Annotated in this window: 13 protein-coding genes; 9 read left to right on the top strand and 4 right to left on the bottom strand. The window is 68.3% G+C overall.

All coding sequences use genetic code 11. The features are described 5' to 3' along the window. Positions 1–156 precede the first annotated feature (156 nt). Complete coding sequence (mqo, locus tag AruCF_RS14365; RefSeq protein ID WP_049073710.1) at positions 157–1866, bottom strand: malate dehydrogenase (quinone); 1710 nt, start codon at positions 1864–1866, stop codon at positions 157–159. 398 nt (positions 1867–2264) lie between these two features. Further along, positions 2265–3338 carry an MBL fold metallo-hydrolase gene (locus AruCF_RS14370; protein ID WP_049073711.1) on the bottom strand — a complete coding sequence of 358 codons (1074 nt, stop codon included), beginning with the start codon at positions 3336–3338 and terminating at the stop codon, positions 2265–2267. 149 nt (positions 3339–3487) lie between these two features. Here AruCF_RS14370 and AruCF_RS14375 point away from each other — a divergent pair, with 149 nt between their 5' ends. Continuing rightward, the gene (locus AruCF_RS14375) at positions 3488–4105 is read left to right on the top strand and encodes a TetR/AcrR family transcriptional regulator (protein WP_049073713.1); all 618 of its coding nucleotides are present in this window, start codon (positions 3488–3490) and stop codon (positions 4103–4105) included. A 1-nt stretch (position 4106) separates the two neighbouring features. On the opposite strand, the gene AruCF_RS14380 is transcribed toward AruCF_RS14375, so the two are convergent. Continuing rightward, positions 4107–4730 (bottom strand): LysE family translocator, encoded by a 624-nt coding sequence (locus tag AruCF_RS14380; RefSeq protein WP_049073714.1) that lies wholly within the window; start codon positions 4728–4730, stop codon positions 4107–4109. A gap of 194 nt (positions 4731–4924) precedes the next feature. Between AruCF_RS14380 and AruCF_RS14385 the strand changes: the two genes are divergently transcribed. The 7 genes from AruCF_RS14385 (at position 4925) to AruCF_RS14415 (ending at position 10947) form a co-directional block, all read left to right on the top strand. Then, entirely contained in the window at positions 4925–5554 is a 630-nt protein-coding gene (locus AruCF_RS14385) for a glutathione S-transferase family protein (protein ID WP_049073715.1), read from the top strand. Positions 5555–5695: 141 nt separating this feature from the next. Continuing rightward, the gene (locus tag AruCF_RS14390) at positions 5696–6922 is read left to right on the top strand and encodes a hypothetical protein (RefSeq protein WP_049073717.1); all 1227 of its coding nucleotides are present in this window, start codon (positions 5696–5698) and stop codon (positions 6920–6922) included. A gap of 70 nt (positions 6923–6992) precedes the next feature. Continuing rightward, positions 6993–7298, top strand: a complete 306-nt coding sequence (locus AruCF_RS14395) for a membrane protein (RefSeq protein ID WP_049073719.1) — start codon at positions 6993–6995, stop codon at positions 7296–7298. A 225-nt stretch (positions 7299–7523) separates the two neighbouring features. Further along, the gene (locus AruCF_RS14400) at positions 7524–8666 is read left to right on the top strand and encodes a hypothetical protein (RefSeq protein ID WP_144419133.1); all 1143 of its coding nucleotides are present in this window, start codon (positions 7524–7526) and stop codon (positions 8664–8666) included. 115 nt (positions 8667–8781) lie between these two features. Further along, positions 8782–9207, top strand: coding sequence for an Hsp20/alpha crystallin family protein (locus AruCF_RS14405; RefSeq protein WP_049073722.1), 426 nt, complete (start codon positions 8782–8784; stop codon positions 9205–9207). A gap of 86 nt (positions 9208–9293) precedes the next feature. Beyond that, positions 9294–9941 carry a BON domain-containing protein gene (locus AruCF_RS14410; protein ID WP_049073724.1) on the top strand — a complete coding sequence of 216 codons (648 nt, stop codon included), beginning with the start codon at positions 9294–9296 and terminating at the stop codon, positions 9939–9941. A 22-nt stretch (positions 9942–9963) separates the two neighbouring features. Then, entirely contained in the window at positions 9964–10947 is a 984-nt protein-coding gene (locus AruCF_RS14415; RefSeq protein ID WP_049073726.1) for a zinc-binding alcohol dehydrogenase family protein, read from the top strand. Between the two features lie 79 nt (positions 10948–11026). Here the strand turns inward: AruCF_RS14415 and AruCF_RS14420 are convergent, their stop codons facing one another. Continuing rightward, positions 11027–11674, bottom strand: a complete 648-nt coding sequence (locus AruCF_RS14420; protein ID WP_049073728.1) for a BON domain-containing protein — start codon at positions 11672–11674, stop codon at positions 11027–11029. A gap of 238 nt (positions 11675–11912) precedes the next feature. On the opposite strand from AruCF_RS14420, the gene AruCF_RS14425 reads away from it, so the two are divergent. Then, positions 11913–12962 carry a CHAD domain-containing protein gene (locus AruCF_RS14425; RefSeq protein WP_049073729.1) on the top strand — a complete coding sequence of 350 codons (1050 nt, stop codon included), beginning with the start codon at positions 11913–11915 and terminating at the stop codon, positions 12960–12962. Position 12963: the final 1 nt, after the last annotated feature.

Below are 12963 nucleotides of genomic sequence, written 5' to 3' on the forward strand. Positions count from 1 at the left end.
ATCGGGTTGCCGATGGGGCACCTTAGCACAATGACGCCGGCGATCCGCCGCGACGGCGTAGCGGAAAAACGCGGCCGCGAGGCCGTTTGCGCGGGTGCCCGCGAGCCGCCTCGCGAGCAAAAAAAAGCCCTCCGGCGAGGGAGGGCGGGGCGGGCCTTACAGCGCCTGCATTTCCGTGTTGGCATTGCGGCCTGGCGCCGGCGCGCCCGGCTCCCGGGCGGCGGGCGCCACCGGCGCCACGGCCGGCGCGGCGGGCGCGGCTTCCGGCACCGGCACCTCCACGTACGGCAGGTGCAGCACCTGGCTCGTCATGGCGCGGATCTGATTGGTCAGCGCCGGACTGTCGTTGAGCTTCTGGCCGTACGACGGAATGATCTCCTTCAGCCGCGCCTTCCAACCCGCCTCCATCTGCTGCGGGAAGGCCTTGGCCAGCAGGTTCAGCATGATGGGCGGCGAGGTCGAGGCGCCCGGCGAGGCGCCCAGCAGCGCGGCAATGGTGTTGTCCTTGTCGGTCACCACTTCGGTGCCGAACTGCAGGATCGCGCCTTTCTCCGGATCGCGCTTGATGACCTGCACGCGTTCACCGGCCGTCACCAGGCGCCAGTCTTCGGGCTTGGCCTGCGGGAAGTACTTGAGCAGCTGGGCGTGGCGGTCGGCGTCGGTCAGTTGCGCCTGGTCCACCAGGTACTTGACCAGGTCCAGGTTCTCCAGCCCCACGTCCACCATGCTGGCGACGTTGTTGTGGTTGACCGACGAGAACAGGTCGAAGGCCGAGCCCTGCTTGAGGAACTTGGTCGTGGCCAGCGCGAACGGGCCGAACAGCACCACCGGCTTGCCGTCCAGCTTGCGCGCGTCCAGGTGCGGCACCGACATCGGCGGCGAATCGGTATCGGCCATGCCGTAGGCCTTGACCTCGTGGCGGCCGGCGATGGCCGGCGCGTCGAAGGCCAGGAACTGGCCGCCCACCGGGAAGCCGGCGTAGTTCTTCGATTCGGGAATGCCGGACAGCTGCAGCACCTTGAGCGAGGCGCCGCCCGCGCCGATGAAAACGAAGCGCGACTTCACGGTGCGCTCCTGGTTGGTCTTCAGGTCCTTGACCGTGACGTTCCAGGTCTTGTCGCCGTTCTGGCGCAGCGCAGTGACCTCATGCCGCAGTTGCAGCGTGAAGTTGGGATTGCGTTGCAGGCCCTGGGTCAGCTGGTTGGTGATGACGCCGAAGTTCACGTCGGTGCCCAGCGGCATGTAGGTGGCGGCGACCTTCTGGCTGGCGTCGCGGCCTTCCATCAGCAGCGGCGCCCACTGGCGGATCCGCGCCGGGTCGGTGGAATACTCCATGCCATAGAACAGCGGGCTCTTGACCAGGGCATCGCGGCGCTTGCGCAGGTATTCGATGCGGTCATCGCCCCAGACGAAGCTCATGTGGCCGGTCGGGTTGATGAAGTCCGACGGCTGGCCCAGGCGGCCGACCTTGACCTGATGGGCCCAGAACTGGCGCGAGATCTCGAACTGCTCGGCGATGTTGATGGCCCGCTTGATATCGACGGAACCGTCGGGCATCTCGGGGGTGTAGTTCAGCTCGGCGAAACCCGAGTGGCCGGTGCCCGCATTGTTCCAGCCGTTGGAGCTTTCCAGCGCCACGCCGTCCAGCCGTTCGAACAGTTCGACGCGCCAGTCCGGCTGCAATTCCTGCAGGTAGGTGGCGAGCGTCACGCTCATGATGCCGCCGCCGACGAGCACGGCGTCCAGGGGCTTGTCGTTGTCGGCTGCCGGGACCGAACGTTGGTGCAGGGGCCAGTACAGGAACAGGGCGGCCGCGACCACCACCGTCACCACCAGGCTGCCCACGATTTTGAGAAACTTTCTCATGGGTATTAGACCTTACGGTTCAAAGGATTATGTTGTTGTCGTTGTAGGCACTACGGGAAAAGGGGCGCAGGCACCTCCGGACGAAAAATACGCAAACGGCTTCCCGGCCATCCAGGGCGCCAGGGCGGGACGGGGCGGTTGCGGGAACATCATGGAATGGGAACCCGACCGGTCCGGCAGGCGGCCGGAGCGACCCATCTGTCGATGGGTGCGCGGTCAGGTCATGCGCGCAGGCCACAGCCTAGCCGAAGCTGGCTGATCAAGCCGCAATACCCGGGTCGCGGGCATTGGCTTGGGCGCAATACGCATTGCGTTGCGATTGTAAACAGATTGCGGTTGCGAGGCCCTCGGGCGTTCCCACCGATACCCGGACGGCCCTGGGGGGCCGTCCTGCCGCTTCACCGGGCCCGGCAAGGCGCCAGGCGGCACGCGCCGGACGCCGGCTGGCGCGCGGCAACCGCCCGCCACCAGGGCGATCCCGGATGCGGGGTGTCCAGGTCCAGCCGCTCGCCCATTTCGGGCGTGGCCAATGGGACCCCGCGTTCGGCCGCCAGCGCGGCGATGCGCTCGAACGGCTCCTGCCAGGCATGCATGGCGAGGTCGAAGGTGCCGTTGTGGATCGGCAGCAGCCAGCGGCCGCCCAGATCCAGGTGGGCCTGCAAGGTTTCCTCGGGCTGCATGTGCACGAAGGCCCAGCGCTTATCGTAGGCGCCGGTTTCCATCAGCGTCAGGTCGAACGGCCCGAAGGCGTCGCCGATGGCCTTGAACCCGTCGAAATAGCCGCTGTCGCCGCTGAAGAATACGCGCATGCCGGCATCGTCGATGACCCACGAGGCCCACAGGGTGCGATCGCTGTCGGCCAGGCCGCGACCGGAGAAATGCTGCGCCGGGGTGGCGGTCAGGCGCAGGCCTTCGACCTCGGTGGACTGCCACCAGTCCAGCTGTTCCACCTTGGCCGGATCGATGCCCCACGCGATCAACTGGTCGCCCACGCCCAGCGGCGCGATGAAGCGGCCGGTGCGCGCCGCCAGGCGGGTCACGGCGGCGCGGTCGAGATGGTCATAGTGGTTGTGCGACAGGATCACGCCGGCGATCGGCGGCAGATCGTCGATGGCGATGGGCGGCGCATGAAAGCGCGCCGGTCCGGCCCATTGCACCGGCGAGGCGCGCTCGGAGAACACCGGATCGGTCAGCCAGTAGCGGCCGCGCAATTTCATCAGGATGGTTGAGTGCCCCAGCCGGAACAGGCTGCGGTCGGGCGCGGCGCCCAGTTCGGCGCGGCTCAGCGGCCGCACCGGGATCGGCTGGCCGGGCACGGTGCCGGCCGGCTTGCCGAACAGGAAGGCCCAGGTCAACTTGAGCCCCTGCCAGAACCCCAGGGACGGGCGGGGACGGGCATTGCGGAAACGGCCGTCGCCATGATGCGTCGGGCGAGCGCCGGGAGCAACCGGCAAAGCGGGGGAGGCGGGCATCGAAGCGGTCACGGCGAGATTCCTGGCGGCAGAAGGGAGGGGGAATGGCCGCGGAGGCCAAAAGTATACTGAGCAGTGTAATTTCGTTTTTCTTGAAAGTACACCGTCGAGTGTAGAATTTTTGCTATCGCTCCAATCAGGAAATCCTCATGGCAGAAGCACCGCAGCGCCTCACCGACAAAAAGCGCGAAGCCATCCTCCGCGCCGCCGTGGAGGAATTCCGCACGGCGGGCTACGAAGCCACCAGCATGGATCGCATCGCCGCCGCCGCCGGCGTGTCCAAACGCACGGTCTACAACCATTTCCCCAGCAAGGAAGAACTGTTCGGGCTGATGCTGGAACAGCTGTGGAGCCGCAGCATCGCCAACGCCACGGTTGTCTACCGTGCCGACCAGCCCCTGGCGGCGCAACTGCGCCAATTGCTGCTGCGGAAACTGGAACTGCTGGGCGATCCGAACTTCATCGACCTGGCGCGCGTGGCCATGGCCGAGATCATCCACACACCGGAACGGGCGCAGGCCATCGTGTGCCGCATGGGCGCGAAGGAGGGCAGCGAAACCGCCTGGATCCGCGCCGCCATCGCTGATGGCCGCCTGACCGCCGGCGACGCGGAATTCGCCGGTCAGCAATTGCAGGGGCTGATCAAAAGCTTCGCCTTCTGGCCGCAGGTCACGCTGGGGCAGCCGCCGCTGGGCGCGGCCGAGCGCGAGCGGGTGGTGGATTCGGCGGTGGCGATGTTCCTGGGATGCTACGGGCGCGGCGAATGAGTCACGCGCCGCGCCGATAGAACGCCAGCGAGCCGGCCAGCGCCAGGAGCGCGCCCCCACACGCCCGGTCCAGCCAGCGGGCGCCGCGCCGCTTGAACAGGCGGATGGCCCTGGCGCCGGCGCAGGCATAGGCGAACATGACCAGCAGGTCGATGGCGGCGAACACCGCCGCCAGCGCCGCATACTGGGGAAACTGTGGCGCCTGCGTGGAGATGAACTGCGGCAGGAAGGCCGAGAAAAACAGGTATCCCTTCGGGTTCGTCAGCGCGACCAGGAAGCTGCGCAGGAACACCGCCCGGCCGGACTGCGTGCGCGCGGCGGCTTCGTCCGGCAACGTCAGGGCGCCGGACGAGCGGCACAGGCGCAGGCCCAGGTAGGCCAGGTACGCCACGCCAATCCATTTGACGACCGAGAACCAGAATTCGGAAGCGGCCAGCAACGCCCCCAGCCCCAGCGCCACCGCGCCGATCAGGACGACATCCGACAGCACCGCGCCCGCCATGCCGGGCAGGGACGCGCGCAGGCCCAGCCTGGCGCCGTTGTTGAGCGCCAGCAGCACCGTCGGGCCGGGCGTCGCGATGCCGATGAACGCCACCACGGCGAAAACGAGTAGGGTGTCTGCCATGTTCGAAGGAGCTCCCCGGGGCAAGGGGAAGAAGGGGACCCGCCCACGCATTCTCCGCGCGCCCGCGCGCCGCGGCAAGCGGCGCCCGTCGCTGCTGGCCGTTTCCCAATGCAACGTCCTTTGACGCCAGGCCGGCCGCGTGAGTATGGTGTTGCGCAAGTCGTGACCCTATCGACACCCCGGAGGAGCAACCCATGCAGATCTATTGGATCCAGGCGCAGGCGCCACGGCGCGTCCTGGCCCTGGTCAAGCACCTGGGCATCGAGGCCGAACTCATCGAAATGGACCTGATGGCGGGCGCGCTGCGGCGGCCCGACTACGCCGCCATCAATCCCAACATGAAGGCGCCGGCCCTGGTGGACGGCGATTACCGGCTGTGGGAATCATCGGCGATCATGGCCTACCTGTGCGTCAAGGCCGGCTCGGACATGTGGCCAACCGATGCGCGGGAACAGATCGAGGTGCTGCGCTGGCTGTCCTGGAACGATTGCCACTGGGCACAGGCGGTGTCGCCGTACTACTTCGAGCACATCGTCAAACCCACCTTCGGCATCGGGCCGCCGGACGAGAGCCAGCTGGCGGGCAAGGGCAAGGATTTCAACCGGTACGCGGCGGTGCTGGACACGCATCTGCAGCGGCGCGATCACGTCGCGTGCGGCCGGCTGACGATCGCCGACTTCCAACTCGCGTCGATGGCGGCGTACTGGCGAACATCCACCATGCCGATGGCGCCGTTCCCGAACATCGTGCAATGGCTCGATGGCCTGGCGCGCCTGCCGGCATGGGCCGATCCCTGGCCCGACGGACGCGCCGACCCAGCCTGACCTGGCCAACCGCGGCACGCCTTCGAGGGCATCGTCCTGGCAAGATCCGGGCCTCTGTTATCGTTGCCGGGGCCGGATCCCCATGCCGCATCCACAAGACCCCGCCGCCCATGCCAGGGCAGTCCGACGAGGCCTGATCGAGTGAAGACCACAAACTATCTGTTTGGCATCATCGCGTCGTTCGCGCTGGCGACGCTGCTGGCCTCGCTTGGCCTGCTCGCCGTCTTCAGCGACAACCTGGGCTGGGGCATGGCGGCGCTGCTGTCGTACGGGGTTTTGTACGGCGGGCCGCTGGCGATCGTATTGGCGCTGACCTGGGTTGTGTACCTGGTGCGCGATCGCGGCAAGGTGCCCGGCCGGGTCCACGCGCTGCTGTTCCTGCCCTCGCTGCTGGCGCTGCTGATCGTGCCGGTGGACGACACCCTGCGCCGGGCGGGCGCCGACCGTTTCCGCGATGCCAACCCGGCCATCACTGAAAATCACGTCAACTTCAGCGGCCGCACGCTCTGGCTGGACTATCGCGCCGCATCTTCCAACGATGGCGGCGGCTCGCCATATATGGAACCCGCTTCGGCGCAAAACGACCGGTTCTCGCGCTTTCGCCGCTATCCCGGTGCGAACCTGGTGGCGGCTGGCACGTTTCCCTACGCCGGCGCGCACCTGAAGCCAGACATCGAGCGCTATGCGTATTCCTCGCAGGATGGCAATGCCGGCGATTCCCTGCCGCTGCGGCGCCTGCCCGCGCCCGATCTGGACAAGTTGCTGCCGGCATTCGCCTACGGCGAGGCGGCGCTGCTGATCTATCAGTACTTCCATTACGCCGACCACGTCGAGGTCGCGCCGACCATCCAGCGCTTTGCCGGCACCACCGAGGACGCCATGACAGCCGCGCGCCCTCCCGGGCTGGCGATCTTCAGCCTCGACAACTACACGACGCAGGCAATCGCCCGCCTGGAAATCAATGGCCAGACGCTGGACCTGGGCGGCCAGGCGGCGCGCAGCCAGGCCGGCGAACCCTGCGACCCGGGACGGGGCGGGAGCCCGGCCATGCTGGACCTGGAACAGCCGCTGCGCGTGCGCTGGCAGACGCTGGAAGATCCCTCGCGCTGGCACGAGGCGAGGGCGGTGGTGCCCACTTTCAGCGCCGCGAGCCAGGCGGATCCCGACAAGGGGCTGCCACGGGTGCGGCTGTATTTCCTGCCGGATGGCTCGGTGGCCGCGGAGCGGTTCCGGGAATTCCGGCTGCGTGGCGGCGAGCTGGCCGTGCGCGCCACGGGTGTGCCGCCGCAAGCGCGAACGGTCGTCGCCTGCGGCGCCGGCGCCTATGCCGGCTACAACCCGCAGACGGTGCGGCTGTTGGGGAATTGAGTCGAGAACGCTTGCATGAGGAGCGCCATGACCGGAGCGATGACGCCTCCACAAAAACAAAGGGGATCCCTTGTTTCTGTACTACCGGATAAGTTTTATCGTGAGCCTGCTGACGCTCGCGGCTTGGACAATCACTGCCGCCGTCTACGAACCGCCGCGCCACGGCGACGGCTATGGCCCCGACCCTCTCGGGGTGCTGCTTTACCTGGCGCTGTGGCCGGTCGGACTGCTGCTGGCGCATTCCGGCTTGCTCGCCTGGGCGATCCGCGCAAGACGGCCCGCGTCGATCCTGCAAGGCCGGCAGGGGATTGCCATCCATCTCGCGCTGGCAGCGGGTTTTCTGGCATGCGCGCTGTACAAGTTCCATCCGGGCTGAGCGCCGTAGCGCGACCGGCGACCGACAGGAGCGCCGGCTAATATACGGACTCACGCCGCACAGGGTATCCACCCGGAAGCGTGACCAGCGTCCTGACCTGAACACGGAGCCTGACCTATCGACACGTTTTGGCAATGGGCACACAACCTGCGCAGGCTCGCCGTGCGGCGACCGGCGTGGCGGGCATGCGGCCCGGCATTGCGGCCATTCGGGCTGGCAGCCATCTTGGGATTGACAGCCGCGGGAGCCGCCGCGGCCGGTCTTGCGGATCCGCCCCGGCAGTCCCCTCCGCGCGAGGAACTGTCGGCGGAGCACCAGCGCGGGTTTGCCGAGATCGCGCGCCGCTATGTGGCTGCGCAGGACGAAGGCGAGAAAACCCAGGCCGCGCAGGCATTGGCCGAACAACTCTGGACAGCGCCGTTTCTCTCGCAACGCCGTCAAGGCGGCGTCGGCCTGTCCGACGCGTTGCTACAGGCCATGGCGCGGGACATGGCCGGCAATGTCCCGCAGCCGCGCATGAACGCGGTGGCCAGGATTCTCGCCGTGGCCGACGCGCCTGGACGCGCCGCCATGGCAGGCCCCTTGCTCGCGCATTTGCGGCAGGCGCAGGCGGAGCCGGATCGCGCTTCAACGCGGACGGCGCTCTGGACCGCGACTCGAGGCGCGTCCGAGACCATTTTTCAGGCCATCCGCGACACGCGGGATGAAAGAACGCTGGGAGATCTGGCGCAGATCGCCGCAGGCCTGGCCTTGCCGGACGACGTGCGCCTGAAACTCGATGCCACCAGCGCGGCATCAACATCGCCCGCTGTCCGCATCCAGATCGCCCAGACGCTGGGGCCAGGGTCTACAGGCTATCGCGATATCGTGCGCGAGCTGATCTTGGCACTGGAAAAGGCTCCCTCCGATGAAGCGCGTGAACGCCTCATCGTCACGCTCGGCGGCTTTCCCAAGCCCGATGACGCCATCGCACAGGCGATGATCGATGCCGTATCGCGCTCCAACACGTCCTCCAGGGTCACGTGGCGCACGCTCGCGCAGAGCGGCCCGGCCGGGCTGCTGTATCTTGCGGGCTCGATCAAAGGGGAGGCCGACGCCACACGGCTCGTGGACAAGGCGGCGATGATGGCGGCGGTGGCGGGTGAATCTTGGCCGTTGCCGGCTGAAATTGCATCGGCGGTGATCGAGGCGGCGATCGACGCGCGGCTGCGCAGTGACGATCCGTTGCTGCGGTCATCCGTGCAGGCAATGCTGCTTCGGACGGGCCAGGCCGCCGTCGCACCGCTGCGGCAGGCGCTCGACCACGCCGCGCCTGGCCAGGCGCGCGATGACCTGGCGGCCGCGCTGGTCCGGCTGCAGGGCCGGTGATCGCCTCGGTCGAAATAGGGGCGCGATTTCTGCTTGATAAAGGTCAACAAGCGCCGGAGACGACGGCTCAAGATGGCGGGACAGGTGTGTCCACACCGCTATTGAAGGAGCCATCATGTCTCGCCTCACCCCCTACAGCGCCGTCTCCGCCGATCCGTTCGCGGACGTCTTCCAAGCTTTCCTGCGGCCGCTGCGGCAGCGCGCCGACGGCGAATCGCCACGCATGGACCTCGACGTCACCGAGGACGGCGACAAGTATGTCCTGAAGGCCGAATTGCCCGGCGTCGACAAGAAGGACATCTCGGTGCAGATCGACGGCGCCACCGTCATGATTTCCGCCAACAAGGAACAGCGCAGCGAAGTCAAGGAAGAAGGCAAGGTCCTGCGCAGGGAGCGCTACTGGGGCCAGATCGAGCGCTCGGTCACCCTGGCAAGCCCGATCGATGCGTCCGCCGCCAAGGCGGCCTGCGAAAACGGCGTGCTCGTGCTGACGCTGCCGAAAATGGCGGGCAGCCAGGGCAAGACGCTGCGGATCGAATAGCGCCACGCCCCAGGATGCCAGGGGCGCGACGCGCCCGGGCGATGTACGCGGACCGGGTGTCCCGGTCCCGGCACCAGGAGAACATCATGAGTGACGAACAACTGCGGGAGCGGGTGCTGCAGGCGCTGGCATTCGAGCCCAGCATCGACGACCTGCACATCGGCGTGGCGGTGGAGAACGGCGTGGTGACGCTCAGCGGCCACGTCGGCAGTTATGCGCAGAAACTGGCCGCCGAGCATACGGTGCAGCATGTGAAAGGCGTGCGCGGCATCGCCCAGGAAATCCAGGTGCGCACCGCGGCGGCCAAACAGCTGGCGGACGACCAGATCGCCGCGCGCGCGCTCAGCATCATTGCCTGGGACGCCACCGTGCCCGATGGCAAGGTGCAGGTCACCGTGCAAAAAGGCTGGGTCACGCTGAGCGGCAATGTGGAGTGGTTCTACCAGCGAGACGCCGCCGAACGCGCGGTGCGCAAGCTCTCCGGCGTGATCGGCATTTCGAACACCATCGAAGTCGTGCCCAGCGTGCGCGCCGGCGACATCAAGCGGCGCATCGAAGACGCCTTGCTGCGCAGCGCCCAGCTGGAAGCCAACCGCGTCCAGGTCAGCGTGCAGGACAACAAGGTAACCCTGAACGGCTGCGTCAACAGCTGGAGCGAGCGGGGCGCGGCCGAACGCGCCGCCTGGTCGGCCCCGGGCGTGGTCGAGGTGGCCGACAGGCTGGTGGTGGGCTGATCCCGTCGCGGCGCGACCGGCCATGCGAGCCATGTCGCAACCGACGCGGGGTGCGTCGCTGGCATTGGAGCGGCGGCCCACGCCACGGCCGGCCGCGGGCCAGGTACGGCTCAAGGTTGAGGCGTGCGCCGTCTGCCGCACGGACCTGCATGTCGTGGACGGCGACCTGCCAGGCTTGCGCTATCCCGTCACGCCCGGCCACGAAGTGGTCGGGGTGGTCGAGGAGACCGGCGCGGGCGTCGATCCCCGCCTATTGGGCAGGCGGATGGGCGCCGCCTGGCTGGCGTGGACCTGCGGACGCTGCGCATTCTGCCTTTCCGGCCGCGAAAACCTGTGCGACGCGGCCGCTTTTACCGGTTACACACGGGACGGCGGCTTTGCCTCGCACATGCTGGCCGAGGCCGCCTATCTTTACCCGCTGCCGCAGGATGGCGCGGCAGAGTCGATGGCGCCGTGGATGTGCGCCGGCCTGATCGGCTGGCGTGCCCTGCGCGCGGCCGGCGAAGCGACGCGTCTGGGCGTGTACGGCTTTGGCTCGGCGGGCCAGGTGCTGGCCCGGGTCTGCGCGTGGCAGCGCCGCCGCGTCCATGCTTTCACCCGACCCGGTGATACGGCGGCCCAGCAGCATGCACGGGCGCTAGGCGCGGTGTGGGCCGGTGAGAGTGGGCAGGCGCCGCCCGAGCCGCTGGACGCGGCCATCATCTTCGCGCCCCTTGGCGAATTGGTGCCGATGGCCTTGCAAGCGGTGCGCAAAGGCGGTTGCGTGGTCTGCGGCGGGATCCACATGACGGATATTCCCGCATTCCCCTACCGGCTGATGTGGGGCGAGCGCAAGCTGGTGTCGGTGGCGAACCTGACGCGCGCGGATGGCCGGGAGTTCCTGGCACTAGCTTCGGCGGCGGGCGTACATTGCGACATCCACACTTATCCGCTCGAACATGCCAATGCGGCCCTGGAAGACTTGCGTCAAGGGCGGTTGCAAGCCACCGCGGTGCTGATTCCCTGACGTCCGCCACGGCCATCGTGGCGTCCCGGCGACCGTGCCGCGCCGCATGGAGCGCGCGGCAAGGCCGTGCCGGCGACGGTCAGCGGATCTCCAGGCGGTCATCCACGCCCGCTACGCTGGGGGTGCTCCAGGCGGCCAGTTCGGCGGTGTGCCGGTCCGCCCAACTCCTGACCTTGCCGGTCAGCGTCACCTTGCGGTCGTGCACCAATACCTGGATGTCATTGGCCTCCAGCTCCGCGCTGCGCTTGAGCGCATTCTGGATACGCTCCTTGATATCGCCCACGGGCACTCCCGCTTCCAGGGTGATCAGATTCGAAACGCCCTTGACCCCGGACAGCCGCCGGACCGCGCTTTCGGCGGCCGCGCGCTGATAGTGCGAGCCGACCTGGCCAGTCAGGGTGACCCAGCCCTGCTGGACTTTCACCTGGACTTTGCCGTCCGGCACCGAGCCGTTCCAGCCAATGCTGCTGATCGCGCGCCGGGCCAGTTCGTCATCCGAGTTTTGCTGCTGCAGGGCGGTGCGCACTTCAAGGTCCTGGGCAATGCCTTTGACGCCTTTGAGATGCGAAACGATCCGTTCGGCGTCGTACTTTTCGCTGTAGGTCCCAACGTGGCCGGTCAGCGTGACGACGCCGCCGGACGCGGCGACGCCGATGCCGGAGGCGTCGATGCGCGGATCGAATTCCAGGGCGTCCAGGACATTGCGGCGTAGTTCTTCGTCTTTCATGTTGAATCTCCAATGGCAACTGAGGAAGAAGAGAGCGGCGGATGTGCGGGCACGGCCCACAGGGAACTGGGCGCTCCGCAGGTCCAGTCTCGCGCCCAGGGCACGGCGCGTATTGAGTCTGGTCAACTCAAGAATTGGGGCCGTGCCGTTGCTTGCGGCCGCCAAGCTTGACCAGCGTCAATAAGCCCCGGGCGGGCGCGAGTACCGTGGGATTGACCCAATCACCAGGAGCGCGGTCATGACGCGATCAACCAAGCCCACCGCCGCCAACGGCGGCGGCGCGCGGGAACCCGCCGGCGCCACGCCTGCGCCGCGGGCCAGGCCCGAGGGCAATGGCGCCGCCGCGCCATCTCCCTTGCGGGACGGGCTGCACGCCGTCGCCGCGATCTGGTTCGGCGAGATCCACGGACGCGTGCGGCGCTTGAGGGAGGGCGATGCCGCGGTAGGACAGGCCGCGCCCGACCTCATCCACGACCTGCGGATCTACGTGCGCCGGTTGTGCGCCTTGTCGGACCTGTTGCCGCGTCCGGCCGACCGGCAGCCGTTGCGGCGCGCGCTGCGCCGGGAGGTCGCCTGGGCCATGCAGCCCCTGTCGCGGGCGCGAGATTGGGATGTGTTCATGGCCGACGTCCTGCCGCGGCTGTGCGAGGCCGAGCCGGATATCGACCGCGAGGTCTCGCTGCGGCGGGCGGGCGCGCGCTCGGACGTGGCGCATGCCGAAATGTACGCCAGTCTGCGCAACGAGCGCTTCGACGGCATGGTGCGCCTGCTGCGCGAGCGCAGCGATGAAATGCACGCGGCCCTGGCCGAGCGCCAGCCCAAGGCGCTGTACCGCGCCATGCGCCGTCGGCTCGAGCGCTGGGACGCGGCGCTGCGCGGCCGCCTGGAGGCCGAGGGGCAGGGCGCCCGGCGCGAGCACCAGACCCGCATCGAGATCAAGCGCCTGCGCTACGCCAGCGAAGCGCTGTTGCAACTGTGTCCCTCGCGCCGGCTGGAACGCTATGCCAAGGGCCTGGCCGACCTGCAGGCGGCGCTGGGCGGCACACAGGATTTGCGCACCGCAGCGCGGCTGGCGCCGGATACCTGCGTCAGCCTGGCCACCGGCAAACTGGCGCGCCAAGGCCTGGATGACGCCTGCCGACGCCTGCGGCGCCAAGCCCAGGCCGAGGCGCGCAAGGCCGGCAGGCGCTTCCTGCGAGCGCCGTCGTTCTGGGCGGCGCGCAAACAGGGGCGCGTGGCGCGGCGCCTGGCGGAGGGCGCGCCCGCAAGACTGCCGGCAGCGGCGTAGC

The sequence above is a fragment of the Achromobacter ruhlandii genome, from assembly GCF_002082135.1.
Lineage (GTDB): Bacteria > Pseudomonadota > Gammaproteobacteria > Burkholderiales > Burkholderiaceae_B > Achromobacter > Achromobacter ruhlandii.

Bases quoted from the DNA above. Each gene is read 5' to 3' on its own strand.
- mqo (WP_049073710.1), bottom strand. From the start codon at position 1,866: ATGAGAAAGTTTCTCAAAATCGTGGGCAGCCTGGTGGTGACGGTGGTG.
- AruCF_RS14370 (WP_049073711.1), bottom strand. From the start codon at position 3,338: ATGCCCGCCTCCCCCGCTTTGCCGGTTGCTCCCGGCGCTCGCCCGACG.
- AruCF_RS14375 (WP_049073713.1), top strand. From the start codon at position 3,488: ATGGCAGAAGCACCGCAGCGCCTCACCGACAAAAAGCGCGAAGCCATC.
- AruCF_RS14380 (WP_049073714.1), bottom strand. From the start codon at position 4,730: ATGGCAGACACCCTACTCGTTTTCGCCGTGGTGGCGTTCATCGGCATC.
- AruCF_RS14385 (WP_049073715.1), top strand. From the start codon at position 4,925: ATGCAGATCTATTGGATCCAGGCGCAGGCGCCACGGCGCGTCCTGGCC.
- AruCF_RS14405 (WP_049073722.1), top strand. From the start codon at position 8,782: ATGTCTCGCCTCACCCCCTACAGCGCCGTCTCCGCCGATCCGTTCGCG.
- AruCF_RS14410 (WP_049073724.1), top strand. From the start codon at position 9,294: ATGAGTGACGAACAACTGCGGGAGCGGGTGCTGCAGGCGCTGGCATTC.
- AruCF_RS14415 (WP_049073726.1), top strand. From the start codon at position 9,964: ATGCGAGCCATGTCGCAACCGACGCGGGGTGCGTCGCTGGCATTGGAG.
- AruCF_RS14420 (WP_049073728.1), bottom strand. From the start codon at position 11,674: ATGAAAGACGAAGAACTACGCCGCAATGTCCTGGACGCCCTGGAATTC.
- AruCF_RS14425 (WP_049073729.1), top strand. From the start codon at position 11,913: ATGACGCGATCAACCAAGCCCACCGCCGCCAACGGCGGCGGCGCGCGG.